This window comes from Bradyrhizobium sp. AS23.2 (assembly GCF_001908185.1).
GTDB lineage: Bacteria > Pseudomonadota > Alphaproteobacteria > Rhizobiales > Xanthobacteraceae > Bradyrhizobium.
Map to the genome: position 1 here is coordinate 1 of NZ_LGHM01000197.1, position 25,801 is coordinate 25,801.

The following is a 25,801-nucleotide window of genomic DNA, read 5'->3' on the forward strand; positions in this document are numbered from 1 at the left end:
GAGGCAACTTGGCGCAAGGTCGGTGAACTCCTCGACGTCTTCTCCAAGGAAGAGTGCGCCAACTATCTCAAAAACTCAGGCTATGTTTCCGTATAAACACAGCACGCTCTAGCGTTTGAAAAAACAATAAACGCGTGTGCTGGGCTCTTGCGCCGCTGGCCTGAACTCTAGCCCCGGGAGCAGGTCAGCGGCGGCAACATTGAGCGCGCCGGAACGCAGCCAGCAACGCAAACTGGCGGCAACGCGAAGTTGGCGCCCTCACCAAAACTCTTCCGCCGGGCGCCATCTGTCAGGCGAGCGTCAGCCTGTTCCTCTACCCTACGCTACATGTCGGCCGCCGGCACACGCCGGCCCCTCAGCAATCCCGGACACTGGCGACATCTCCCAGGACGTCGCTGGTTGCGAGGCCCGGTTGGATTCGCCTCCATTTCCGGGCCTCGTTTGCTGCCGCGAAAAGAAAACGCGGCGCACATGAGGAGCGCCGCGCTGAATTCTCCGTAAGTGCGTTAGCTCAGTAGCCGCAGGACGCACAGCCCATCGCCACGGGGGCGTAGTAGGAATAGCCCGGCGAAACCATCTCGACGCGCTGGCGCGTGGCGTATTGCGGCGGAATGCGTTCGTACTGGACGCTCGGCGGCGCCACCATCACGGTTTGCGGCACCATCACGGTGCGGTACTGCGCCGGCGTACGGTGCGCGACCACGGAGCCCGGCGACACCATCACGGTCTCGTCGACGGTGCGGTACTGCGGCGCGACGTATTGCTGCTGATAGCAGGTCGTGCACGGCGGCGGTGCGTAGCAATTGTAGCAGCCGGCGGAGGCTGCGCCCGTCATGGAAATCGCGGCGACGGCCGTGGAGAAAACAACAGCAAGAGTACGAGACATTGTGGTGGAGCCCCAGTTGCCCGAAATGGATTTGATCCGAAGGTCGCAGCAGCATACGCCGCGAAATCCCGAGCTGCCGAAGTTCGTGGGGGCATCCTTAACGCGAACGGCCGGCTTTCGCCGGCCGTTCAGAACTCGTTGACCATGCGCGCGAGGCGCGAACGGTGTAGCGCTTAGTTCGAGCGCCGTTTCACTTCACGCACGGCGCCGCGCGCAGCGCTTGTGGTGAGTGCGGCGTAAGCCTGAAGCGCGGTCGAGACGTTGCGCTTGCGGTTCGTCGGTTGCCAGGCGGCATCGCCCTTCGCCTCTTCCGCTTCGCGGCGCTTGGCGAGCTCCTCGTCCGAGACCTCGAGGCTGATGCTGCGGTTCGGGATGTCGATGGCGATGCGGTCGCCGGTCCGCACCAGACCGATGTTGCCGCCTTCGGCCGCTTCCGGAGACAGATGTCCGATCGACAGGCCCGATGAGCCGCCCGAGAAGCGTCCATCGGTGACGAGGGCGCAGGCTTTGCCGAGGCCCATCGATTTCAGGTAGCTCGTCGGATACAGCATCTCCTGCATGCCGGGTCCGCCGCGCGGACCTTCGTAAATGATGACGACGATCTCGCCGGCCACGACCTTGCCGCCGAGGATGCCTTCAACGGCAGCGTCCTGGCTTTCGAACACGCGCGCGGGGCCGGAGAATTTCAGGATCGAGGCGTCGACGCCCGCGGTTTTCACGATGCAGCCGTCCTGCGCGAGGTTACCGTAGAGCACGGCGAGGCCGCCGTCCTTGCTGAAGGCGTGCTCGATGTCGCGCACGACACCTTTCTCGCGGTCGGCATCGAGCTCGTCGTAGCGGCGCTCCTGGCTGAAGGCGACTTGCGTCGGGATGCCGCCGGGCGAGGCGCGATAGAAGGTGCGCACCGCCTCGCTCTTCGAGCGCTTGATGTCCCAGCGCTCGAGCGCATCGTTCATGGTCGGTGCATGCACGGTCGAGACCGAGGTGTCGATCAGGCCGGCGCGGTCGAGCTCGCCCAGAATGCCCAGGATGCCGCCGGCACGGTGCACGTCCTCGACATGCACGTCGGCCACGGAAGGCGCGACCTTGCAGAGCACGGGCACGCGGCGCGACAGGCGGTCGATGTCGCGCATGGTGAACTCGACCTGCCCTTCATGGGCGGCGGCGAGCAGATGCAGCACGGTATTGGTCGAGCCGCCCATCGCGATGTCGAGCGTCATCGCGTTCTCGAACGCCTTGAAGTTCGCGATGTTGCGCGGCAGCACGGACGCATCGTCCTGCTCGTAATAGCGGCGGACGATATCGACGATGGTGTGACCGGCCTCGACGAACAGGCGCTTGCGGTCGGCGTGGGTGGCGACCACGGTGCCGTTGCCGGGCAGCGCCAGGCCCAGCGCCTCGGTCAGGCAGTTCATCGAGTTGGCTGTGAACATGCCCGAGCAGGAGCCGCAGGTCGGGCACGCCGAGCGCTCGATCACCTTGACGTCCTCATCGCTGACCTTGGAGTCGGCGGCGGCGACCATGGCGTCGATGAGGTCGACGGCCTTGGTCTTGCCCTGGAGCTTGACCTTGCCGGCCTCCATCGGGCCGCCCGAGACGAACACGGCGGGGATGTTGAGCCGCAGCGCGGCCATCAGCATGCCAGGCGTGATCTTGTCGCAGTTGGAGATGCAGACGAGGCCGTCGGCGCAATGGGCGTTGGCCATGTACTCGACGCTGTCGGCGATCAGCTCGCGCGACGGCAGGCTGTAGAGCATGCCGTCATGCCCCATCGCGATGCCGTCATCGACCGCGATGGTGTTGAACTCCTTGGCGACGCCGCCAGCCTGCTCGATCTCGCGGGCAACGAGCTGGCCGAGGTCCTTCAGGTGGACGTGGCCGGGCACGAACTGGGTGAAGGAGTTGACGACAGCAATGATCGGCTTGCCGAAATCGCCATCCTTCATGCCCGTCGCGCGCCAGAGGCCGCGGGCGCCCGCCATGTTACGGCCGTGGGTGGTGGTGCGGGAGCGATAGGCTGGCATGGCGATTTCCGTCCTCGGTTTGCATTGGCCGGGCGGAAAATATGGAAGCCGCCTCAGGCCTTTCCGGCCGGATAGCGCACAGGGTGGGCGCGCGCAACGGGAACTTGCCCCGAAAAGGCCCGGATCGGCCTCGCGCAGGCCTCCCCTGCTCCCGGCGCGGCCTCTCGCGAACGTTCCCGGGCGCCGCGCAGCGTGAAACGGTGCGCTGCAGATGGGTCCCGGCTCTGCGCAGCAGCGCAAAGCGTGTCGAAGACGCGCGTAAACGCGCTTATGGCGCTGCAGCGCGTCCGGGACACGAGACCTGACGGCCTATTGCAGGGTCGGATCGAGCCGGTCGCGCAGCCAGTCGCCGATCACGGACACCGCGAGCGTGGTCACCACGATCGTGGTGGCCGGCGCCAGCATGATCCAGGGCGCGCGGGTCAGATATTCGCGGCCATAGCCAACCATGTTGCCGAGGCTGGTCATCGGCGGCTGTACGCCGAGCCCGAGAAAGGACAGGCCTGATTCCATCAGGATCACCTCGGGGAAAACCAGCGTGGTCGAGACGATCAGGGTCGAGGCAATGTTGGGCAGGATGTGCCGCAGGTAGATCCGCGACGGCGTCGCGCCAAGCTGGCGGACCGCGGCCGCATAGCCTTGTGCATTGGCGGAGATGGCCAGTCCCCGCGCGATGCGGGCATAGCGCTCCCAGCCGAACAGCCCCATCAGGCCAATGAGCAGCGGCAGCGAATTGCCGAAGAACGCGAGCACCGCAAGCGCCATGATCAGGAAGGGCATGCTGGCCTGGAAGTCGGTCAGCATCAGGACGAGCTGCTCGATAGCCCCACGAAAATGCGCGGCCAGGAAGCCGAGCGTGGTGCCGACGACCGCCGAGATCGCTGTCGCGCCGAAGGCGATCAGCAGCGAGATGCGGATGGAGACGAGGAGCCGCGACAGCACGTCGCGGCCGAGCTCGTCGGTGCCGAGCCAGTGCGCGACGTTGCCGGGCGCCGCAAGCCGATTGCGCAGGTCGAGCTGGGTGAAACCGTAAGGGGCGATCTTCTCGGCGAGGGCCGCGATCACTAGCATGGCGACAATCCAGGTGATCGCGAGCGCGACCGAGACCGGGATCGCCGGAAGGCTGATGCGGCGGCGGATAGCCGTATCCTTCAGCGTCGCGTCGGTCATGCGTGCGCTCCTTTGGCTCGCAGGCGCGGATCGAGGAAGCCATAGAGGAAGTCGACGACCAGGTTCGACGTGACCATAGTCAGCGCGACCAGCAAGAGAATGCATTGCACGACCGCGAGATCGCGGTTGGCGACGGCAACGACGAGCAGGCGCCCTACTCCCGGCCAGGCAAACACGCTCTCGACCACGACCGCGCCCGCAATCAGCGTGCCCACCATGAAGCCCAAAATGGTAACAGTGGGGATCGCTGCATTCGGCAGCGCATGCGACGTCACCACCTTGCGCCACGGCACGCCCTTGGCGGAGGCCGTGCGGATATAGGGCTGACCCAGCACCTCCAGCATGGCGCTGCGGGTGAAGCGCGCCAGCACGGCGGCTCCCCCAAGGCCGAGCGTCGCAATGGGAAGGATCGCGTGCCGCCAGCTCTCCTGTCCGCCGGACGGAAGCCAGCCGAGCTGCACGGCGAAGACGAGGACGAGCAGCAGCGCGAGCACGAAGCTCGGCACGGTGAAGCCGGCGACCGCCGTCATCATCACGGCGCGGTCGATCGCGGAGCCCCGGTGCAGCGCGGCGTAGATGCCGGCGGGAATGCCCAGCGCCACCTTGAACGCGAAGGCCGGAAGCGTCAGCGCCAGTGTCGCCGGGATACGCTCCAGCACGAGCTCGATCGCAGGCCGTCCGTCGCGCATGGAGCGGCCGAGCTCGCCCTTGGCTATGGCGCTGAAATAGCCGAGATACTGGAACCAGATGGGATCATCGAGGCCCCAGGCCTTGCGGAAGGCTGCAATGACCTCCGGCGGCGCCTCCGGCCCCAAAATCATCAGCGCGGGGTCGCCTGACAGCCGTAGCACGACGAAGGCAAAGGTAACGACGAGGACGATCGTCAGCGCCGCGCGTCCGATCCGAATGGCGAAATAGCGTCCCATCACGCTGCGTCCCGCGTCTCGGCCTGCGGCCCGGTCACGAGATGGCAGGCGACCTGCCGGTCGCCGCCGACGGCAGACAGAACCGGCACCTCGCTCGCGCAACGCGCGATGGCGCGCGGGCAGCGCGGATGGAAGGCGCAGCCTTGGGGACGTGCGGCCGGGTTCGGCGGATCGCCCGCCAGCACGATGCGGCCCGCGCTGCGGCGGCCCGGCGCGGGCGAGGCCGAGACCAGCGCCTGCGTATAAGGATGCTCCGGCCGCGCGAACAGGTCGTCGGCGCTACCGATCTCGACGATGCGGCCGAGATACATTACGGCGACGACGTTGCTGATCTGCCGGACGACGCGCAAATCGTGGCTGATGAATAGAAGCGTCAGCGCGAGCTGCGCCTGGAGGTCGGCGAGCAGGTTCACCACCTGCGCCTGGATCGAGACGTCGAGTGCACTGACTGGCTCGTCGCAGACAAGGAAATCGGGTTTTGTCGCGAGCGCCCGCGCCAGCACGATGCGCTGGCGTTGCCCGCCGGAGAGCGCACCCGGATAACGCCCGCCATGCGCTGGCGTGAGCTCGACCGCGCGCAGCAACTCACGAACGCGGTCCTCGCGCTCCGTGGGCGTGCCGAGACCGTGAATGTCCAAGGGCTCGCGGATTTGCGCCGCGACCGGCAGACGGCGGTCCAGCGCGCCCAGCGGATCCTGGAAGATCATCTGCATGCGCGCACGTTGTGCACGCCACGCAACCGTTCCCGGCGCAGCCATCGGCCTGCCGTCGAACCGCACCTCGCCGCGATCCGCCGGCTCGAGGCCGAGCACGATGCGGCCCGTCGTGGACTTGCCCGAACCGGACTCGCCGACAAGGCCCAGCGTTTCGCCCTTGGGAATCGTGAGCGATACGCCGTCGACCGCATGGACGGACGTGCTGCGACCAAACATCCCGGAGCGCATTGAGTAGCTGCGCGAGATCGAGGACACCTCGACGAGCGGCGCGTTCATTCGGCGGCGATCCCGAACACGGCACGGCGGGAAGCCTCGGCACGAATGCAGGCGACGGTCCGGTCGTCCGCGATCGGCGCAAGGGTCGGAACCGCAGTGCTGCACGACTCGGCCGACAGCGCACAGCGCGGCGCGAAGGCGCAGCCGCTCGGCATGCTCGCGGGATCGGGCACGGTCCCGGGGATCGCAGTCAGACGTCGGCGCGGTCCGTCGAGCGGCGGCAGTGCGCCGATCAGGCCTTGCGCATAGGGGTGCACGGGATCGGCAAAGAGCTGGTTCGCCGGCGCCTGCTCGACGATGCGGCCGGCATACATCACCGCGACGCGGTCGCAGTTTTCGGCAACAACGCCGAGATCGTGGCTGATCAGCACCATCGCCATGCTCATCTCGCGGCGAACCGAGGAGAGCAGCTCCAGGATCTGGGCTTGGATGGTCGCATCGAGCGCCGTAGTCGGCTCATCCGCGATCAGCAGATCGGGATTTCCGGCGAGCGCCATCGCGATCATGATGCGCTGGACCTGGCCGCCGGAAAATTCATGCGGATAGGCGGAGAGCCGCCGCGCCGCGTCGGGAATACCGACGAGGTCGAGCAGCCGCCGCGCTTCTGCCTTCACGGCCTCGCCGGAGAGATCGCGATGCAGCGCCAGCGCTTCGCAGAGCTGCCTACGGATGCTGAGCACCGGGTTGAGCGCGCTGGCCGGATCCTGGAAGATCATGGCGACCCGCCCGCCCCGCACCTGGTCGAGCTCAGAAGCCGGCGCGCCAAGGATTTCGCGTCCATCGAGCCGCACCGAACCGGAGACCTTCGCATGCCGCGGCAAAAGACCGAGCGCAGCAAGCCACGTCACCGATTTGCCGGAGCCGGACTCACCGACGAGGCCGAGGGCCTCGCCCTTCTGCAGGGTGAGATCGATACCGCGCAGGACCGGCGCGTCGCTGAAGGCGACACTGAGGTCCCGGATGCTGACCAGCGGCGTCACAGCTTACGCCTCGAAATTGCCGGCGCGGAAATCCATCGCGAACGCCGGAGCCGCCTTCCATTTGATCGATTTCGGCTTGGCCGTGAAGGTCGCGTTCTGGTGCAGCACCGTGTAGGCGGGATCTTCGCGCTCGGCGATCTCCAGCATGCGGTGGAACGCCTTCTTGCGCGCCGCGCGGTCGGTCGAGGTCTCCAGGAACTCCGAGAGCGTGTTCAGCTCGGCATTGGTCCATTCGCCGATCTGCTGCTGCTGGCCATTCGGCCCGTGCTGGGCGACCAGCGAGGATACGGGGTCGTTGAAGGCGGCCGAGTTCGACCAGTCGCGCACAGCGCGGGTCGGCGCGCGTTCCATGATCTGCGACCAGTTCTCCTTGGTCTCGATCTGGACGTTGAGGCCGACCGACTTCCACATTTCCACCAGCACCTGCGCGGTCGCGACCTGGTTGGTGTAGTAGTTGTTGAGCAGGCGATACGGAATCGGATCACCCTTGTAGTTGGCCTGCTTCAGCAGATCCTGCGCGAGCTTCGGATCATAGGCCGGCACACTCCAGTCGGCGTTGAACATGTCGCCATAGAATTCCCACTGCAGGCCCTTCGGCACGCGGGTGCGGCCGGCCCACAGGCTGTCGACGATGGCCTGGCGGTCGATCGCATGAGTGAAGGCGCGCCGCACCAGGGGATTGGCGAGCTGGGCATGGTTCTTGTCGAACACGGTCAGGCGATGATTGAGGATCGTGCCGCCCTGCACTTCGAACGCAGAATTCTTCTCTATGCCGGCGATCTGGTCCGGCGGGATGTCGCAGGCAAATTGGTATTCGCCCGATAGCAGCCCATTGATGCGGCTCGCGACCTCCGGCACCTCCAGGAAGCGGATGCGCTTGAGCGGTGGACGGCCGCCCCAATACTCGTCATGCGCTTCCAGCGTCAGCGACACGTCAGGCTTGAGCTCGACGACCTTGTAAGGGCCGGTCGTGATCGGCTTGCGAGCCCAGTCGAGATAGCTTGCGGATTCTTCCCAGGCGCGGCGGTTCATGATGTCCGAGCCGTAGCGCGACAGGCGCCCCTCGATCGTCACGTCGGGCGTCGCGTTGTAGAAGCGAACGGTATATTTGTCGACGGCATCGACACGCACGAGGTCCGGCCAGATGCGGCGCGCAACCGCGGGCACATCCGGCGGCAGCTCCCTGCCCGGGCGCGGCGTCGGGATCTTCTCGAAGGCCTGGATGGTTGAGCGGCTCTTGGCCTCGGTCTCGCCGAACATGCGCTCGCGGCTGAAAGTGAAGACGACGTCTTCGGCCGTCAGCTCGTCGCCATTGTGGAACTTCACGCCCTGGCGCAGCTTCACCTCGACGGTCTGGTCGTCGATGCGGCGCCACTCGCTGGCAAGGCCTGGCACGGCCTCGAGGCTGCCGCGCCAGTTCTTCGAGATCAGGCCTTCCCAGATCGAGGAGAAGAACACGCGCTCGCCGACGTTGGACTGCTCACGCAGCACGTCGAGCACGTTCGAATTGGTGACCTTCTGCACGGCGATCGTCACCGACGGACGATTGTCGGCCTGCGCGATTGCAAACCGCGGCAGCAGCAGCGTGCCTGCGGCGGCAGTGCCGGACTTCAGGATGGTGCGACGGGTGAGCTTGCTCATGACGATTAACCCCTGCCCCTTGTGATGTCGGTTATTCGGCGAGTCCGAGTGCGGCGAGATGGGCTGCGCCGGCACGGACGTCGTCGTGGTTGCGGAGTTCGAGGATCAGCCGCGGATTGGAGGCCAGCCGGCCCAGCGCACGGAACACGGCGACCCAGGGGATGTTGCCTTCGCCCGGCGCCCAGTGACGATCGGCGAAACCGTCGGTGTCCTGGAGGTGCACATGCGTCAACATGTCACCCGCGGTCTCGACGTAGTAGTCGACCGGCGGCGCTCCGGTGGAGATGTGGGCGTAATTGGCGTGACCGGTGTCGAGGGAGACGCGGACTTTGCTGCTTTCGAGCGCCTTGGCGAGGCGCACGCGGTCGCGCGGATCCTTGTCCTCGATGTTTTCGATGACGATCTCGCAGCCAATTGCTTCAGCGCGCGCGATCACCTCGGCAAGCGTCGCCTTGACGCGTTCGACGAGATTGCCACGGTTGTCCGGATAGAGATCGAGATTGTTGTGGTCCCAGGTCGTGAACGGCGAGTGGATCACCATCTGCGTCGCGCCGAGGAATTCGGCTGCATCAAGCCCCTGCAGCAGGCGCTTCGTCACCGCCTGGCGGATCATCGGATCATGGCTGTCAATCTTGAAGCCCCAGAACGGGCCGTGGATGCCGAGCCGGCCGGTATGGCCTTCGAGCATCTGCTTGATCTCGCCGGCCGTGCTTCGCCAGTCGCTGTCGAGCAAATCCGCGCGGAAGAAATCCTGGATTTCGAGATCGCGCTGCCGTTCGAGAAGCCAATCGCGGTGGGCGGGGATTGATTTGATGGACAACGCGGCGCCCAACACCGGCTTCGACATGGCTTGCTCCCTTGACTGTCGGCGATGACAAGGGCAGCGCTAAACCAGTTCAATGACAGGCCCGTGAAATGCCGGTTCCGCAGGGCGGACGAGATGTGGACATCCCGCCGGTCTCGTGCATCGAATTCAGGTAGCAGCGATGGCAGCCAATGCAGACGAACACATCAGGGCGCGTTGAAGAGCACGTTCGTGTCCGTAGTGATCCGGAATGGAATCCTAACCGTACTTCGCGTACATCGCGCACATCGATCGGCGGCCACTTCCAAGGGCATCACCCTCTGATCGCGCTACATGGGGTTGGGGGACCACATGGGGCGGGGGATTGAAGGCTGGGGCAAGGTGACGAGGTCCGGACTCCTAGGCACTCCGGACCTCGCACTTTCTAGATTGAATGCAATTTCGCGCCGCCGGCGATGTGAGCCGCGCGGCGCGAAGTCGTTTTGAGGCGCCCTGTCAGTCGTCCCGATCAGTTCGGCACATTCCGCTCGAGATCCTCAAGCCATGCCGCCGCGCTCGAATCCGACGGCGCACGCCAGTCGCCGCGCGGCGACAGCGAACCGCCGGCTGAAACCTTCGGTCCGTTCGGCATCGCCGAGCGCTTGAACTGGCTGAAGGCGAAGAAGCGGCGCAGGAACACCTCGAGCCAACGGCGGATCTCCTTGAGATCGTAGGCCTTGCGCCGATCGGCCGGGAATGCCGGCGGCCATTCGCCCTCGGCGACGTCCTTCCACGCATGCAGCGCCATGAAGGCGATCTTGGACGGCCGCATGCCGAACCGCAGTGTGTAGAACAGGTTGAAGTCCTGGAGCTCGTAAGGCCCGACGGAGGCTTCCGTGCTCTGCGGCTTCTCGCCGGGCTTGACCGGGACCAGCTCGGGCGAGATTTCGGCCGACAGGATCGAGGCAAGCGTCCGGTTCACGTCGTTGCTGAACTGCCTCGAGGCAATCACCCAGCGGATCAGATGCTGGATCAGCGTCTTCGGCACCCCGGCGTTGACATTATAATGTGCCATCTGGTCGCCTACGCCGTAGGTACACCAGCCGAGCGCGAGCTCGGAGAGGTCGCCGGTTCCGATGACGATGCCGCCGTGATGGTTGGCCAGCCGGAACAGATAGTCCGTGCGCAGGCCCGCCTGCACGTTCTCGAAGGTCACGTCATAGACCGGTTCGCCCTTGCCGAAGGGATGGCCGATGTCCTTCAGCATCTGCGTGGCCGTGGTGCGGATGTCGAGCTCTTGCCAATTCGTCTGCAACGCCTTCATCAGCGCCAACGCATTGGTCTTGCTCTCGCTGCCGGTGGCAAAGCCCGGCATGGTGTAGGCCAGGATGTTTTCGCGCGGCAGGCCGAGCAGGTCGACCGCCTTGGCGGCAACGATCAGGGCGTGGGTGGAATCGAGGCCACCCGATACGCCGATCACGACGCGCTTGGTGCCGGTCGCGCGCATGCGCTGCACCAGGCCAGCGACCTGGATGTTGTAGGCCTCGTAGCAATCCTGCTCGAGCAGGCTCTCGTCGCTCGGCACGAACGGAAAGCGCTCGACCTTGCGCACGAAGCCGATGTCGGTGGCTGGCGCCTTCAGCGCGAACGTCATCGTGCGGAAAAATGCCTCGCGCTGCCGGCGGTTGTCGTCGAACGTTCCCATCAGCGCACGCTCCTGCCTGAGCAGGTCGAGATCGACGTCGGCCAGCGTAATCTGTCCACCCTGGCGGAACCGCTCACCCTCGGCCAACATCACGCCGTTCTCGTAGATCGAGGTCTGGCCGTCCCAGGCGAGATCGGTGGTCGATTCCCCGGCCCCGGCGGCCGCATAGACGTATGCCGCGAGACAGCGCGCCGATGTGGATTGGCATAGTAGCGCGCGCGAGCGCGCCCGGCCGATCGTGATCGGGCTGCCCGAGAGGTTGATCAGCACGCTCGCACCGGCGAGCGCCAGCTCCGAAGCCGGCGTCACCGGGATCCACATGTCCTCGCAGATCTCGACGCCGATGGTCAGGCCCGGGACGTCCTCCGCCGTAAACAGCAGATCAACGCCGAACGGCGCACGCAGCCCGCCGATCGCGATCGCTTCCCCGACGATGCCGGCGCCCGAGGCGAAATGCCGTCCCTCGTAGAATTCGCGATAGGTCGGAAGGTAGCTCTTGGGCACGACGCCAAGAACGTTGCCGCGATGGATGATAACGGCGCAATTGTAGATGCGATGACCAAAGCGCAGCGGCGCGCCGACGATCAGGATGGTCATCAATGCCGAGGAGGCCTCGACGATCCCAGCCAGTCCGCGCTCGACCGCATCGAGCAGCGGGTCCTGCTTCACGAGGTCCTCGATCGCATAGCCGGACAGGCACAGTTCGGGAAACACGGCGACCGCCACCGATTGCTCGTGGCAGGCATTTGCCGTCGCCAGGATGGCCTTGGCGTTGGCCGAGGGATCGGCGACATGTGAAGTGGTGACGCAGGCCGCCACGCGCGCAAATCCGTGGGCGTAGATCGAGTGGAAACTCATCGAGCGCAGTACCTTTGATCTGTTCGCTGTCGGCCGCAGCCGTCAGCTCCAGACCATATGTAGCCCATCGACCGGGCCCCGTGCAGGCCATCCGCCATCATGCATAACGGATTTGCATGTCCGCCCACTCAGCACCATGCGAAATCAGGCGCTGCGAGCCAGCACCTTGGGTAGATCGCCGCGTAGCCATTCGGCGATCCGGGGCCAGGCATGTGCGTGGATCCGTGCCCCCATGAACAGTCCGAGATGATCACTGGGCTCGGAGGCCGCCGCAATGAAGGCCGGCGGCGTGCCGAGCAGACCGCCGGTGGCGAGCGCCTGCGTGGCCGGCACGACATCGTCGTCGAGCCCGGCCAGCAGGAAGACCGGTGCCTTGACGTCCTTCAGATGAACCTCGCGGCCGAGTGCCATGAAGTTGCCCCTGGCAATCCGGTTCTCCCGAAAGATCCAGTTGACGATCTCTAGATAATAGGTCCCGGGCAGATTGAGCGTCTCGGTATTCCAGCGGTCGAAGCGCGCGAGCAGTCCTGCGCCTTCGTCGTCCGAGAGATCCTTCTGCAACGCCGCCGCGATGTCATCGCGGCTGGGCGCCCTGGACCAGAACCGCAGCATCTCCTCGCCATTGACATTGCCGCCGCCACGCACGACGAGTTGGTCATAGACCATTTCAGGCGCGTTGCGGGCGAGCCGCGAGAGCGCAGAGTCGATCGAGAGATCGACGGGAGCGCCAACCAGCACGAGCCGCCGCACCTTGGCGGGAAACCGCGCCGCGTAGAGCAGCGACAGCCACCCGCCCTGGCACAGGCCGACGAGATCGACCGGCGCGCCGATCTCGTCGACGGCGACGTTGAGATCGCCCAGATAGCTGTCAATCGAGAGATAGCACATGTCCGGCGCGGCCGAGCGCCAGTCTGTGAGATAGACCCGGTCGATGCCGCCAATTTGCAGGGACTGCACCACGCTGTGGCCGGGCGCGAAGTCGGCAATCAGGGCCCGATGCAGCGCATAGGGCGCGCAGACGAGGGCGGGCCGGCCGGATCGCCTCCGCGTACAATCGCGCAGGCGCATGGTTGCAAGCTCCAGCGCAACAGTGCCTGGCGTCGTCCACGGCAGGCTGCTGTCGTCCCGCTCCGCCGGGCCACGCTCCAGCCACCAGAAACAAGCGTCCATGGCGAGCCGCGCCGCCGCAAACGGCCACAGCAGCGGATCATCCGAAACATGACCCGGATCGCCCAATCGTTTGCCGGTCTTCTCTACCATGGCGATCTCACGCCCCTCACAGGAACGCCTCGAGGCTGACCACGGAAATGCCGAGGTCCTTAAAACTCCGGCGGGTCGCGGCGACGGAGCCGTCAAGATCGATGCCGCGGCAGGCGTCCTCGATGACGGCCACCTCGAAGCCGGCCTTACGCGCGTCCTCCGCCGAGAAGCGGACGCAGAAATCCAGCGCCAGGCCGGTGACGAAGACGGTCTTCAGCTCGCGTTCGCGCAAATATCCGAGCAGCCCCGTCGGCGTGCGGTGGTCGTTCTCGAACAGCGCCGAATAGGAATCGATGCCGCGACGAAAGCCTTTGCGCACCACCATGCTCGCCCGGGTGCTGTCGAGATCGCGGTGGAATTCGGCGCCCGCCGTGCCCTGCACGCAATGCGTCGGCCAGAGCACCTGCGTGCCATAGTCGAGCTCGATGGTCTCGAACGGCTGCTTGCCCGCATGGTTCGACGCGAATGAGACATGGTCGCGCGGGTGCCAATCCTGGGTTAGTACCACATTGGCGAATTTTTGGGCGATGTGGTTGACGGCTGGGACGACCTTCTCGCCACCGTGAACGGCGAGTGCTCCGCCGGTGCAGAAATCATTCTGCACGTCGATCACCAGCAGCACGTCACGGTCGGAAATCTTCATCGCTGTCCATTCGATCTGCCCGGCGCGATTGCGCCGAACGCTCCCCTCAATGTCGATCTTCCCAGCGAGCTTCGCAACCACCCGCGTAAGATGTAGCGACCTTGACCGGCCAGGATGCAACGCTTTGGCTTCGTCCGTGTTGACTAGGTTCACCCGAGGGCGGATTCTCGGACATCCACGACGCGGATCGGATCGAAGCAGCGGAGGAAAGGGTTCCCGCAGCCGGCAGGCTGCGGCAGCCAAGAGGACATGAGTATCGGCAAGACAGGACAGATTCTTCTCGCCGATATCGGCGGCACCAATGCACGCTTTGCGCTGACCGAGGGCGAGCAGACCGGACCGATCGACTACGTGAAGGTCGCCGACTTCCCGACCGTTCGAGAGGCCATCGCCGGTGTCCTGGAACGGCGATCCGGCGGCAAGCCGCCCCCAAGGGCCGTGCTGGCTGTCGCGGGGCCCGTGACCAACAACCGCTGCGTCATGACCAACAGCCCATGGGTCATTGATGGCAACGAGCTGCAGCCGGCCCTCGGCTTCGACCGCGTACACGTGCTCAATGACTTCGAGGTCGTGGCTTGGTCCCTGCCCGCCTTACGGCCCGGTGATCTGATCCCGCTCGGCGGACAAGATGGCTTGCCGGGAGAACCATTGCTGGTGGTCGGGCCCGGAACCGGCTTTGGCGTCTCCTGTCTGGTCGAGCGCCATGGCGCCCGGCTAGCCGTCGTCACCGAGGCGGGACACGCGACCCTGCCGGCGGAGAACGAGCGCGAGGAGCATGTGATCGCCTGCCTGCGCCGGCGGTTCGGCCATGTTTCCATCGAGCGCGGTGCGCTATCGGGCGCCGGGCTACAAAGCCTCTACGAGGCGCTGGCCGAGATCGATGGCGCTCAGGTGCCGCATCGCGATGCGGCCGCCATCACCAAGGCCGCTCTGGACGGCAGTTGCGCCGTCAGCCGCGCGACGCTCGAGATGTTCTGCGCCATCCTCGGCTCGGTCGCGGGCAATCTCGCCGTGACCTTCGGCGCCCGCGGCGGCGTCTATATCGCCGGCGGAATCGTGCCGCGCTTCCCGGATTTCCTGGCGGCCTCCGCCTTCCGTGCCCGCTTCGAAGCCAAGGGACGCTTCCAGGACTACTTACGCAACATTCCGACCCGGCTGGTCACCAAGCCTGACGCGAGCTTCGTCGGCCTGAAGACGTTTGCCGACCACAATCCTGATTGAGGCGCGCCTACCCTCCCCGCGCTCCGGTTCCGGCAATTCACAGCTGATTGCAACGAATGTGCGGATCCATGCAGGAACTCGCTTGCCCGTTTGTTCCCGATGATGAACAATTCAGTCGTGTGTGGCGTAGTTGCGGGGGCGTGACATGCGTAAGCAGGACATAGGTTTCGACTATCACCGTTATCACCGCCTGCTGACCGAGGCGGACGACGAGGACAAGCGGCTAGCCCTGATCGAGCTCTTGATCGAGGAAAAGGCGCGAGACCGGCTGGCCGCGCAGCGCGCTTCGGACCGCGCCGCCATGACGGCCCATACCATTGCCACGGTGCTGAAGAACGGCCGCAAATGAGACTTGCGGGACCGAGTGCCGCTCGCGGCAAACACGCGACTGATTGCGATTCCGTTAACGATCCCAGGCAAGCTCGTGTCAAACTTCTTGCCTAAGAGTTCCCTCACCTGATGCAATTCAGGATCAACAAAGGGGGGCATGAACATGAGCATGATTTCGCTCGCCGCAACGCCGGTCGCTGCCGAAACGCGTTTTGCCGATTCTTCTTTCAATATCATCTTGCTGTTCTGTTGCGTGGGCCTGGTCGCCTCGTTCGGCCTGATGACGCGCGGCATCGACCTCAGTGCCGGCCTGATGTGAGGCCGCCACGACTTCCATCGCCAAATGGCCGCCCCTGACGGGCGGCCATTTTCGTTGGCGATCTCAGTGCGGGGCCTTAGAGCGTTTTCGAGCGAAGTGGATACCGATTCGCGTAAAGAAAACGCGTCAAAACCAGAATCTAGAGCCCCGTTCCGATTCCATCGGAACGGAAATGGCTCTAGTGCGGTGTTTTGGCCGTCGCGTCCGGAAACAGAGTGTCGATCATCGCCTTGAGCTGATCGAGGGAAATCGGCTTGCGCAGGATCGGCCTGCGCCGGAGCAAGGACGGCAGCAGCTCCGGTCCGTAGCCCGTGGCGAACAGAAACGGCTTTCCGCGGCGCTCGATCAGGTCGGCGACCGGATCGACATAGAGGCCCATCAGATTGATGTCGAGGATCGCAAAATCGTATTGCGCGGTCATCGCGAAGGCGCTCGCGTCCCGCACATTGTCAGCTTCCGCAACGACGTGGTGGCCGAGTTCCTCCACCATGTCGGCGATCATCATCCGGATCAACGCCTCGTCTTCGACCAGGAAAACGGAGAGTCCGTCCGCCATATCAACCCCGCAGTCAGCTTGCGAACCTAATCATAGCCGAGTTGCGGAGAGGATTCACGAATTCGTGGCGGGCGCCGTTAATTCCGGCGCGCCCAATCCGATTCAACTTGATCAATCCAGCCCGCGCTCGTGGCTGAGGCGCACCATCTCCTGGATGAAGACCTGCTTCTGTTTGTCGTCGAGACTCGAATAGAGCGGCTCGGCGGCATCGGCGACGTTGCGCTGATCGGCGGCGCGGTCGATCAGGAATTGCGACTCGTTACGCATCTGCTCGATGATGTCGTCGGGCGGATCGCGCTTGGCGCGGGCAATCCGCAGGTTCAGGCGCTCTGCGCCATTGTGCCCGAGGTAGTGCATAGCGCTCGAGAAGCCGAACCAATGCTTCTCCTGATCGGGCGTGAGGTTCAGTTCGGTCTTGATCCGCTCGATATAGGAATCGCTGTTGGCGACGATCTGGTCGGCGGTCAGCTGCGGCGCGCCGGTCTGGGTGAGGACCGTGACATCCTTATTGTCATTGTCCTTGTTGTCCTGCGGCGCGTTCTTGGCCTCCTTGCTCGGCTTGGTGCCCTTGCCGGCCTTGGCGCTCTTGGCGTCCTTGTCCTTGCCGGCGCCCGGCTGCTTGGCATCCTTGCTCGCGTCCTTGTTGGCATCCTTGGCAGCCGGCGCCTGCTGGTTGTTGGTATTGCTGTTGTTGACGCCGAGCACGCCGGTGAAGACGCCGACCACGCCGCCGATCGCGCCGCCCAGCACGCCACCGACGGGGCCGGCCGCCTTGTTGCCGGCTGCGGCGCCGTCCTGAACACCCTTGACCAGGCCCTGCGCGTTCGCCACCGCCGCTGCGCCAAGCAACAACGTGAGCACGGAGCCCAGCGCCAGCCATCGCCGCAGGTGAAGCCGCGCGGGCGGCGCCGGGTTGATCATTCTCGTCTCCATCGTCGCTCTGATTGGCCTGTTGGGGTGGAAGCCACCCGCCGGTTGCAACTCTATCGTTTCCACCACGTTGAGGTCCAGACGCAGCCAATTGCTGTCCACGTCCGAAAAGTCTTTCGCGCGAAGCGGTTATGAAGGCTTATTCGAAACTACGGCGTAATTGCGCACGGATTGTTCCGGGCCAGCCTGCTCGAAGTGTGCGTCGCAAAACAAGCGACCGCGGTTCACGTTCGGCACGCGATATCGAAGGCACTGCCGCGTTCCCGAACACAACGTTAGTTCTAGACGCCCAGCCGTTCGGCTTTCTCGACAGACGCGATCAATCATGATCTGATCGCGCTACCAATTTGCCGCGCCTCGCTGATTTACCCTCGAAGCTGACGGCACCAAGAAGAAACTTCCAAAACGAACTTCCAAGAAGAAACGCCAACAAGAAAATCAAGAACAAAACTCAGGAAAGTCAGAGGAAATACCAGAACAATAAAACACCCAAGCGAGGAAACGAGATGTCACGCAAGACACTGACGCGACGTCAATTTGTGGCTGCCACTGCAATGTCCTCCGCGGCGCTGATCACGGCGCCCTATGTCCGAGGCGCCTACGCCGCCGGCAAACTCTCGATCGGCTTCTGGGACCACTGGGTGCCCGGCGCCAATAGTGCCTCCACCGAACTCGTCAACCAGTGGGCTGCGAAGGAGAAGGTCGAGGTTTCCATCGACTACATCACCAGCAACAACAAGAAGATCGAGCTGACCGCGGCGGCCGAAGCTCAGGCCAAATCCGGTCATGACATCCTTCAGATGCCGAGCTGGTGGCCGCATGCTTATTCGGAGAATCTCGAGCCGCTCAACGACGTCATGGAGCCGCTCATCAAGCAGAACGGCGAGGTCAACGGGACTGTCAAATATCTCGGCCAGTCCGGCGGCAAGTGGCTCGCGGTGCCCGCGACGCCCGGCAGCCAGATCAAGGGTCCCTGCTCGCGCATCGACCTGATGAAGAAATATGCGGGCATCGATGTTCAGGAGATGTATCCGGCAGGCAGTCCGCCGAAGGCCGACAATTGGACAATGGAGACCTTCCTGAAGGCGGCCGAGGCCTGCCAGAAGGGTGGCTTTGCGTTCGGCATCGGCCTCGGCGAGACCACCGACAGCGTCGATACGGCTGGCGCGATCTTCCAGTCGTTCGGCGCCGATCTCGTCAACGCCAAAGGCGAGGTCACGGTGAAGACCGACGCGGTTCGTCAGGCTCTCGAATACTACAAGAAACTGATCGCGTTCCTCCCCCCGGACGCACCGTCGTGGGACGACGCCTCGAACAATAAGTGGCTCATCTCCGGCCGCGGCGCGCTGATCCTGAACCCGCCGAGCGCCTGGGCGGTCGCCAAGCGCGACGCACCGCAGGTTGCCGAGCAATGCTGGACCCACGGCTTCCCGGCTGGACCCAAGGGGCGTTTCGCGCCCTTCCTGCCGTACTTCTGGGGTGTCTGGAGTTTTGGCAAGAACAAGGAAGCGGCGAAGAGCCTGCTCCTGCATTTGTCCTCGCCATCGTCGATCGAGAAGTTCGTCGCGGTGAGCGGCGGCTACGATCTCCCATCTTTCGCGAATATGACGAAGCTGAAGACCTGGGCTGAGGAAGGGCCGCCGAAGGGTACGCTCTTTCACTATCCCGACCCGTACAAGCACCAGACGCTGTCGATCGCGGCGTCGCCAGCGCCGCCCAAGATCGCGCAGCAGATCTACTCCCAGGCGACGCTGACGAAGTTGGCGCTGCGTTATGCGCGGGGCGAGACGATGGAACAGGCGCTCGCCTGGGCCGAGGGTGAGTGCGAAGGCTTCATGCGGAGCTAGGAGGGTGCCAGGGCGGTTCAGGCCACGCGCGTGAGCCGCCCCGATTCCACCTATTGGATCCGCATGACGGGGAGCCGAGACTCGTAAGGCCGGCTTCGCGATTGGACAGTCTGCAAAGAAGCTGACTTGAGGAAGCTGCCATGGCCGATGTCGTCGTTCAGCAAGGTCGCGTCGCCCGCACCTCTGGCACGCGCAAACGGGGGAGCCTGCGCAATGCGCTGGGGCACAAATCGACGGTGGCGTTCTTCCTGACGCTGCCGCTGATCCTGCTGATCGTGCTGCTCGTGCTCTACCCCGCCTTCTATTCGGTCTACCTGGCGACGCTGAACAAGGCGATGACGAAATTCGTCGGCCTCGGCAATTTCACCTTCCTGTTCAAGCGCGAAACGTTCTGGATGGTGGTGAAGCAGTCCTGCATCTTCGCGATTACCGCCGTGGTCTTCAAGGCGCTGATCGGCTTCATCGTCGCGCATTTCGTCCACAACATTCCTGGCAAGAAGCAACGCAAATGGCGCGGCATGCTGCTGGTGCCGTGGGTGATCCCGCCGGCGATGAGCACGCTCGCCTGGCTGTGGCTATTCGACCCCTCCTACAGTGCCTTCAACTACACGCTGTCGTTCTTCGGCGTCGGTCCGATCCCCTGGCTCGGCGATACCTTCTGGGCGCGCTTCGCCGTCATCCTCGTCAACGTCTGGTACGGCGCGCCGTTCTTCCTGATCATGTATCTCGCCGCGCTGAAATCCGTGCCCGATCAGCTCTACGAGGCCGCGGCGATTGACGGCGCCAACTGGTGGCAGCGCATCTGGTATGTCACGCTGCCGATGATGCGCAACATCATCGCCATCACGACGCTGTTCTCGCTGATCGTCACCTTCGCGAATTTCGATATCGTGCGCATCCTGACCTCAGGCGGCCCGCTGGATACGACGCATCTGTTCGCCACCTGGGCGTTCCAGGTCGGCATCCAGAGCAGTGATATTCCGCTCGGTGCCTGCGTCTCGCTGTTCATGGTGCCGATCCTCGCCGTCGCAGCGATCTTCATCCTGCGCGACGTCACCAAACGTGGAAACGAAGCCTGATGAGCACCGTCGCGATCGACAAGGCCGGCCCTTCCCGCAAGGTCAAATATGGCAGCATGAGCCGCGACCGCGCCTGGGCGCTGCGCTGGTCCTACTTCTTCCTCGTGCTGTTTGCGATCTTCTTCCTGACGCCACCGGTCTACATGCTGATCACCTCGCTCAAGAGCAGCGCGGAAATCTCAGCGGCAACCAACCCCTGGTGGGTGTTCCACCCGACGCTGTCGAACTATGTCGAGCTCCTGACCTCGAACCAGTTTTTACGGTTCTTCTGGAATTCGTCGATCGTGGCGATCGTGGTCGTCATCATCACGATGCTGATCAGCATCCCCGCGGCCTTCGCGCTGGCACGAATGAAGTTCTGGGGCTCGGCGACGCTCGCGACCGGCGTGTTCCTCACCTACCTGATCCCGGACAGCCTCCTGTTCATTCCGCTGTTCAAGATGCTCGCGGTGATCCAGGACCTGACCGGGATCACGCTCCTCAACCGATGGTACGTGCTGCTGTTCATCTATCCGACGCTGACGGTGCCATTCTGCACCTGGATCATGATCGGCTATTTCGCGTCGATCCCGAAGGAGCTCGATGAAGCCGCCCTCATCGACGGCGCCTCATGGCTCCAGACCTTGACGCGGATATTCATTCCCGTTGCGCTGCCCGGCCTGATCGCCGCGACCATCTTCGCCTTCACGGTCTCCTGGGCGCAGTTCCTCTATCCCCTGGTCTTCACGACGTCGGTCGACCAGCTCGTACTGCCGGTCGGCATCACCACGACGCTGATCAAGGGCGACGTGTTCAACTGGGGACAGATCATGACCGGTGCGCTGCTCGGCGCGGCCCCGCCGCTGATCATCTACGCCTTCCTGATGGACTACTACATTGCCGGCCTGACCGCCGGCGCGACAAAGGGCTGATACCGAGGAGTTGAAGTGCAATGGCCGACGTTTCCTTGCGCAAGGTGATCAAGCGTTACGACGATGTGGAAGCCGTGCGCGGCATCGATTTGGACATCGCCGACCATGAATTCATTGTGCTGGTGGGGCCATCAGGCTGCGGCAAGTCGACGACGCTGCGCATGATTGCCGGCCTCGAGGACATCAGCGACGGCGACATCATGATTGGCGGTGACGTCGTCAACGACGTGCCGCCGAAGGATCGCGACATCGCGATGGTGTTCCAGAACTACGCGCTTTATCCGCACATGACGGTCGCGGAGAACATGTCGTTCGGCCTGCGCCTGAAGCACTATCCCAAGGCCGAGATCAAGGCGCGCGTCACGGAAGCCGCCCGCCTGCTCGACATCACCGACCTGATCGACCGCAAGCCGAAGCAGCTCTCCGGCGGCCAGCGTCAGCGCGTCGCGATGGGCCGCGCGATCGTGCGCAATCCAAAAGTCTTCCTGTTCGACGAGCCGCTGTCCAATCTCGACGCCAAGCTGCGCGTGCAGATGCGCATCGAAATCAAGAAGGTGCACCAGAAGGTGCGCACCACGACGGTCTACGTCACCCACGACCAGGTCGAGGCGATGACGCTCGCCGATCGGGTCGTGGTCATGAACAAGGGTCGCATCGAACAGATCGGCACGCCGAACGAGCTCTACCACAAGCCGGCGACGCGCTTTGTCGCAGGCTTCATCGGCTCGCCCGCGATGAACTTCATCCCGTGCCGCCTGGAGGATGTCGCCGGCAAGCTCCAGATCCGCCTCACCGACCGCATCGCATTCGCGCTGCCGCCCGCCCGCGCCGCCCGCTACAACGCGCTGCCGCGCAACGACAAGCTCGTGCTTGGCATCCGACCCGAGCACCTCACGGAATCGCATGCGCATCTGGAGCCGGGCATCGAAACCTTCGACACCGTGCTCGACGTCACCGAACCGATGGGGATGGAGACCCTGGTCTATTTCGGGCTCGAGGGCACGCCGGTCTGCGGCCGCGTCAATCCCAATGCCGGCGCCACGGACGGGGCCCCCATGCGTTTGGCGATGGACCTCAACAACATGCACCTGCTAAACGAGGAGACCGGTGCCGTGTTGTGACGGCCGGTCAAGAAACTCGTGCAGGCAGGGGACGATGGCGACCAACAAGAAGAAGATTTTCGTTACGCAAACTTTGTCGCAAGGGGCACGCGCCCTTCTCACCCAGCGGGATGACATCGAGCTCATCGAATTTCCGAACCTGATCTCCGCGAAGGATTTCGAGGCGCTGCTCAAGAGCCACGCGCCGGTCCATGGCGTGGCGCTCGGCGCCACCGCCTTCGGCGAGACCGAGCTCGAGGCGTCAAAGGATATGAAGGTGGTGACCCGCATCGGTGTCGGCTACGACGCCGTCGACGTCCCCGCCCTCTCCCGCCGCAAGGTGCCGCTGATGGTGGCAGGCAGCGCGAACTCGCCCTCGGTCGCCGAACACGCGCTCTTCATGATGTTGACGCTGGTCAAGCGCGCGCAGGAAATGCACGCCTGCGTCAAGGACGGCAAATGGGCCGGCCGGCTCGGCATGCTGCCGTTCGATCTCTACGGCAAGACCGTGCTGATCGTCGGCTTCGGCCGCATCGGCACCCGCACCGCCAAGCGCTGCCTGGCGATGGAAATGAACGTGCAGGTCTACGATCCCTACAAGCCTGCAGCCGAGATCAAGGCTGCGGGCTGCGAGCCCGTCGCCGATCTCGACGCCGCGCTGCCTCAGGCCGACTTCGTCACCATCCACTGCCCGAAGACGCCGGAAACCATCGGCCTGTTCGATGCTGCGCGGATTGGCCGGATGAAGCCCAAATCCTATCTCATCAACACCGCGCGCGGCGGCATCGTGAAGGAAGCTGCGCTGTACGACGCCCTGGTCTCCGGAAAGCTTGCCGGCGCCGGTATCGACGTGTTCGAGGTGGAGCCACCGCCCGTCAGCAATGCGCTGTTCGCGCTGCCGAACGTCATCATGGCTCCCCACGTGGCGGGCGTCACGGTCGAGGCCGTGAGCCGCATGAGCGAGCAGACCGCGCGCAACATCCTGAGTGTGCTGGACGGCGATCCGATCCGGCAGAACATCATCAATCAGGACGTGCTGAGCTAGTGCAAACCCGAAGGCGGGCGGCCGATCCGCCCGCCTTCGGAAGGCCAGAATGCGTCCCATTTTGGTGCAGATCGAGCCCCAACTCAGCCTTAATCAAACGCGCGTAATATGTCCGGCCGCGGCGGCAGTGGGACAGACTAGCCGGCCGCGTCGAGCTGGAGGATGGACCCTTGTCACAGATCGACCCGACGGACCACGCGCTGGCGACCATCGCCAGCATTTTGGAAGGCCCCGAGAGCCCCCTCGTCGTCCGCGAGACCGACACGGTCGCTGGCGATGAGCATGAGCTGGCCGACGAGCATGAGGTCGTCGGCGAGCATGAAGTCGCCAGTGAGCACGAAGTCGTCGACGATGATCCGGCGGTCGACGAGCATCCGGTGGTTGAGGAGCAGCCGCTGGTTCCGGAGCACACCGATGCCGATGGCTACAGCAAGGTCGGTCCCGGGCCGATGGTGGCGATCCGCCTGAAATGGACGGTGCATCGCGGCGACGACGGCCAGTACTACGTTCACGAGACCATTGGCGAGCAGTCCGCGCCCGTGATCAGCGGCCCGATGACGAGCGCGGCCGCCGTGCATTTCGTCGACGCGCACGAGGACGAGGCGCATCGACGTTTCGAGCTGCTGCGCAGCGAGATCGCCGGCCGCAGCTCGCTCGCCGACTACGAGCGCAAGGGCGAAGCCTAGGGCTTATAGTTTGAGCATGATCTCCGCGCAAACGCGTTCCGCGTTTGTCGCGAGGGAAAACCGCTGCACACTTTTCCGGATCATGCTCTACTTGCGCCCGAGATAATCCTTCTTCACGAGCTCGACGCCTGCGTGCCGCAAGAGGTCGTAGGCCGTCGTGACGTGAAAGAAGAACTGCGGGACGCTGAAGGTCAGCAACAGCGTCCGCCCGGTGAACGGCAACTCGGTCCCGTTCTTCAGCCTGAAGAAGACATTCTGCTCCGCAGCCGCATCGATGTCGGCGCGCGGCAGGCCTTCGATGAACTCGATTGAGGTTGCGATGCGCGCCTGAAGCCCGGCCATGTCGTGCTCCAGCACCGGCAGCGCCACCGGCTCGCGCTGCGCCAGCAAGGCCGGCGCGACCACGGCGTGGCGGCAGGCCTCGCCGACCTGTTGCGCCAGATCGTACATGTTCGGCGCCAAGCGCATGCCGAGCAGAACCGTCGGGTTGAACTTGCGGGCCTCCGCGTAGGCGACGCCTTTGTCGAGCAGTGCGGACAGGTTGCGCAGGTACGGCACGAAGAGGCCGACCGAGGCCTCGTACATCGAGATCGTCACGTCAAGATTCCCTTCAATTCCGTCTCGCCAGCGACTGGCATCTGGTCTAAATCCACCGCTCAAGAGCTGCACAATGACAGCTCGGGCACGGGTGGAAAAGAGATGATCGTTCGAATCGTGGCGGCTTTGGCCGTGGTGTTGCTGGCAAACCTTTCGGCTCACGCGCAGCAGGCGGCACCCTCGCGCCTCGACGAGATCGTCAAGCGTGGCACCCTGCGCGTCGGCATGACCGGCGACTACAAGCCCTTCACCTATCTGGACAAGACCACGCAGCAATTCAGCGGCTTCGACGTCGACATGGCCGAGGCGCTCGGCAAGGCGCTCGGCGTCAAGGTCGAATTCGTGCCGACGGCCTGGCCGAAGTTGATGAAGGATTTCGAGGCCGACCAGTTCGACATCGCCATGGGCGGCGTCTCGGTCACATTCGACCGGCAGAGGAAGGGATTCTTCTCGATGCCGATCATGCGCGAGGGCAAGACGCCGATCGCGCGCTGCGCCGATGTCGGCAAGTACCAGACCATCGCCGACATCGATAAGAAGGGCACCCGCGTGATCGTCAATCCGGGCGGCACCAATGAGCGATTTGCGCGTGCCAATATCAAGGATGCCGACATCAACGTCTTCCCTGACAACACCGTGATCTTCGACGAGATCGCCAAGGGCAATGCCGACCTGATGATGACGGACGCCTCCGAGACCCGGTACCAGCAGAAGCAGCATTCAGGCGTGCTCTGCGCGGTGCACCCGGACAAGCCGTTCGACTTCTCCGAGAAGGCCTATTGGCTGCAGCGCGACATGGCGCTGAAGGCCTTCGTCGACCAGTGGCTGCACATTTCGATGGAAGACGGCAGCTACCGAAAGATCTACGCCGCCTGGTTCGAATAGGCCGCGTCCTCCTGTCGCTTGCGTCGGCCAAATTGTGGACGGGTTCCGGGCGCATTGAACCCGAACCTGCCAGAGCGCGACTCACACGGACGGAAGTGATCTAGATCACTTTTTGCGATCGAGCCGACGCGTAAGCGTAGGCGCGGGGACCACCTGTTCAGGAGACGGAAATGAGGAAGCTGTTGGCCACGGCCGCATTCCTTTTGGCGAGCACCGCTGCGCACGCGCAGTACACCATCGAATATGGCGGGCACACCATCCGCATCGATCCCGACCGCGGCACGGTCTCGATCCCCGGCGTCTACGACAACACCGGCCAGGGCAAGGCCAAGAAGGCCAAGAAGAACGAGACACAACCGCCGCAGCAGGCCAAGGTCGATCCGCAAACACCGGCTGCTCCAGCGCCGGCCCCGGCTCCCGCCGTCG

Annotated in this window: 24 protein-coding genes and 1 pseudogene; 11 read left to right on the plus strand and 14 right to left on the minus strand. The window is 64.2% G+C overall.

Annotated features, from left to right (window positions below):
* Window positions 1-511: 511 nt before the first annotated feature.
* From AC630_RS35750 to pncA, 11 genes are all read right to left on the minus strand, one after another.
* The gene (locus AC630_RS35750) at window positions 512-835 is read right to left on the minus strand and encodes a hypothetical protein (protein ID WP_074123103.1); all 324 of its coding nucleotides are present in this window, start codon (window positions 833-835) and stop codon (window positions 512-514) included.
* A 224-nt stretch (window positions 836-1,059) separates the two neighbouring features.
* Window positions 1,060-2,910 (minus strand): dihydroxy-acid dehydratase, encoded by a 1,851-nt coding sequence (ilvD, locus tag AC630_RS35755; RefSeq protein WP_074123104.1) that lies wholly within the window; start codon window positions 2,908-2,910, stop codon window positions 1,060-1,062.
* 309 nt (window positions 2,911-3,219) lie between these two features.
* Window positions 3,220-4,080, minus strand: a complete 861-nt coding sequence (locus AC630_RS35760) for an ABC transporter permease (RefSeq protein ID WP_074123105.1) — start codon at window positions 4,078-4,080, stop codon at window positions 3,220-3,222.
* Window positions 4,077-5,006, minus strand: a complete 930-nt coding sequence (locus AC630_RS35765; protein WP_074123106.1) for an ABC transporter permease — start codon at window positions 5,004-5,006, stop codon at window positions 4,077-4,079. The genes AC630_RS35760 and AC630_RS35765 overlap by 4 nt, the downstream gene beginning before the upstream one ends.
* Window positions 5,006-5,998 carry an ABC transporter ATP-binding protein gene (locus AC630_RS35770; RefSeq protein WP_074123107.1) on the minus strand — a complete coding sequence of 331 codons (993 nt, stop codon included), beginning with the start codon at window positions 5,996-5,998 and terminating at the stop codon, window positions 5,006-5,008. The genes AC630_RS35765 and AC630_RS35770 overlap by 1 nt, the downstream gene beginning before the upstream one ends.
* Window positions 5,995-6,978, minus strand: a complete 984-nt coding sequence (locus tag AC630_RS35775) for an ABC transporter ATP-binding protein (RefSeq protein ID WP_074123108.1) — start codon at window positions 6,976-6,978, stop codon at window positions 5,995-5,997. The genes AC630_RS35770 and AC630_RS35775 overlap by 4 nt, the downstream gene beginning before the upstream one ends.
* A gap of 3 nt (window positions 6,979-6,981) precedes the next feature.
* Window positions 6,982-8,619, minus strand: coding sequence for an ABC transporter substrate-binding protein (locus AC630_RS35780; protein WP_074123109.1), 1,638 nt, complete (start codon window positions 8,617-8,619; stop codon window positions 6,982-6,984).
* Window positions 8,620-8,650: 31 nt separating this feature from the next.
* Window positions 8,651-9,466 carry a sugar phosphate isomerase/epimerase family protein gene (locus tag AC630_RS35785; RefSeq protein ID WP_074123110.1) on the minus strand — a complete coding sequence of 272 codons (816 nt, stop codon included), beginning with the start codon at window positions 9,464-9,466 and terminating at the stop codon, window positions 8,651-8,653.
* Window positions 9,467-9,932: 466 nt separating this feature from the next.
* Window positions 9,933-11,966 (minus strand): NAD(+) synthase, encoded by a 2,034-nt coding sequence (locus AC630_RS35790; protein WP_074123111.1) that lies wholly within the window; start codon window positions 11,964-11,966, stop codon window positions 9,933-9,935.
* A gap of 144 nt (window positions 11,967-12,110) precedes the next feature.
* On the minus strand, window positions 12,111-13,226 hold the full coding sequence (locus AC630_RS35795; protein WP_074123112.1) for an alpha/beta fold hydrolase: 1,116 nt from the start codon (window positions 13,224-13,226) through the stop codon (window positions 12,111-12,113).
* 16 nt (window positions 13,227-13,242) lie between these two features.
* Entirely contained in the window at window positions 13,243-13,869 is a 627-nt protein-coding gene (pncA, locus tag AC630_RS35800) for a bifunctional nicotinamidase/pyrazinamidase (protein ID WP_074123125.1), read from the minus strand.
* Window positions 13,870-14,118: 249 nt separating this feature from the next.
* Here pncA and glk point away from each other — a divergent pair, with 249 nt between their 5' ends.
* From glk to AC630_RS45895, 3 genes are all read left to right on the plus strand, one after another.
* Entirely contained in the window at window positions 14,119-15,090 is a 972-nt protein-coding gene (glk, locus tag AC630_RS35805; protein WP_074123113.1) for a glucokinase, read from the plus strand.
* Window positions 15,091-15,235: 145 nt separating this feature from the next.
* Window positions 15,236-15,439 carry a hypothetical protein gene (locus AC630_RS35810; protein ID WP_074123114.1) on the plus strand — a complete coding sequence of 68 codons (204 nt, stop codon included), beginning with the start codon at window positions 15,236-15,238 and terminating at the stop codon, window positions 15,437-15,439.
* Window positions 15,440-15,589: 150 nt separating this feature from the next.
* Entirely contained in the window at window positions 15,590-15,739 is a 150-nt protein-coding gene (locus AC630_RS45895) for a hypothetical protein (RefSeq protein WP_167561345.1), read from the plus strand.
* 178 nt (window positions 15,740-15,917) lie between these two features.
* Here the strand turns inward: AC630_RS45895 and AC630_RS35820 are convergent, their stop codons facing one another.
* Window positions 15,918-16,295, minus strand: a complete 378-nt coding sequence (locus tag AC630_RS35820; protein ID WP_074123116.1) for a response regulator — start codon at window positions 16,293-16,295, stop codon at window positions 15,918-15,920.
* A 111-nt stretch (window positions 16,296-16,406) separates the two neighbouring features.
* Complete coding sequence (locus tag AC630_RS35825) at window positions 16,407-17,216, minus strand: Spy/CpxP family protein refolding chaperone (RefSeq protein ID WP_074123117.1); 810 nt, start codon at window positions 17,214-17,216, stop codon at window positions 16,407-16,409.
* Between the two features lie 515 nt (window positions 17,217-17,731).
* Here AC630_RS35825 and AC630_RS35830 point away from each other — a divergent pair.
* From AC630_RS35830 to AC630_RS45900, 6 genes are all read left to right on the plus strand, one after another.
* On the plus strand, window positions 17,732-19,072 hold the full coding sequence (locus tag AC630_RS35830; protein WP_074123118.1) for an ABC transporter substrate-binding protein: 1,341 nt from the start codon (window positions 17,732-17,734) through the stop codon (window positions 19,070-19,072).
* A 140-nt stretch (window positions 19,073-19,212) separates the two neighbouring features.
* Complete coding sequence (locus AC630_RS35835; protein ID WP_074123119.1) at window positions 19,213-20,151, plus strand: carbohydrate ABC transporter permease; 939 nt, start codon at window positions 19,213-19,215, stop codon at window positions 20,149-20,151.
* On the plus strand, window positions 20,151-21,062 hold the full coding sequence (locus tag AC630_RS35840; protein WP_074123120.1) for a carbohydrate ABC transporter permease: 912 nt from the start codon (window positions 20,151-20,153) through the stop codon (window positions 21,060-21,062). Before AC630_RS35835 ends, AC630_RS35840 begins: the two co-directional genes overlap by 1 nt.
* Before the next feature lie 20 nt (window positions 21,063-21,082).
* Complete coding sequence (locus AC630_RS35845; protein WP_074123121.1) at window positions 21,083-22,183, plus strand: ABC transporter ATP-binding protein; 1,101 nt, start codon at window positions 21,083-21,085, stop codon at window positions 22,181-22,183.
* Between the two features lie 34 nt (window positions 22,184-22,217).
* A complete protein-coding gene (locus tag AC630_RS35850) occupies window positions 22,218-23,207 on the plus strand; it encodes a hydroxyacid dehydrogenase (RefSeq protein WP_074123122.1) in 990 nt (329 codons plus the stop codon).
* Between the two features lie 170 nt (window positions 23,208-23,377).
* The gene (locus AC630_RS45900) at window positions 23,378-23,893 is read left to right on the plus strand and encodes a hypothetical protein (protein WP_074123123.1); all 516 of its coding nucleotides are present in this window, start codon (window positions 23,378-23,380) and stop codon (window positions 23,891-23,893) included.
* Window positions 23,894-23,980: 87 nt separating this feature from the next.
* On the opposite strand, the gene AC630_RS35860 is transcribed toward AC630_RS45900, so the two are convergent.
* Window positions 23,981-24,478, minus strand: a complete 498-nt coding sequence (locus tag AC630_RS35860) for a DUF1993 domain-containing protein (RefSeq protein WP_074123126.1) — start codon at window positions 24,476-24,478, stop codon at window positions 23,981-23,983.
* 114 nt (window positions 24,479-24,592) lie between these two features.
* On the opposite strand from AC630_RS35860, the gene AC630_RS35865 reads away from it, so the two are divergent.
* Together AC630_RS35865 and AC630_RS35870 are read left to right on the plus strand one after the other, a co-directional pair.
* The gene (locus AC630_RS35865; RefSeq protein WP_074123124.1) at window positions 24,593-25,375 is read left to right on the plus strand and encodes a transporter substrate-binding domain-containing protein; all 783 of its coding nucleotides are present in this window, start codon (window positions 24,593-24,595) and stop codon (window positions 25,373-25,375) included.
* A gap of 170 nt (window positions 25,376-25,545) precedes the next feature.
* A pseudogene (locus AC630_RS35870) lies at window positions 25,546-25,801 on the plus strand (DUF2147 domain-containing protein); the annotation flags it as partial.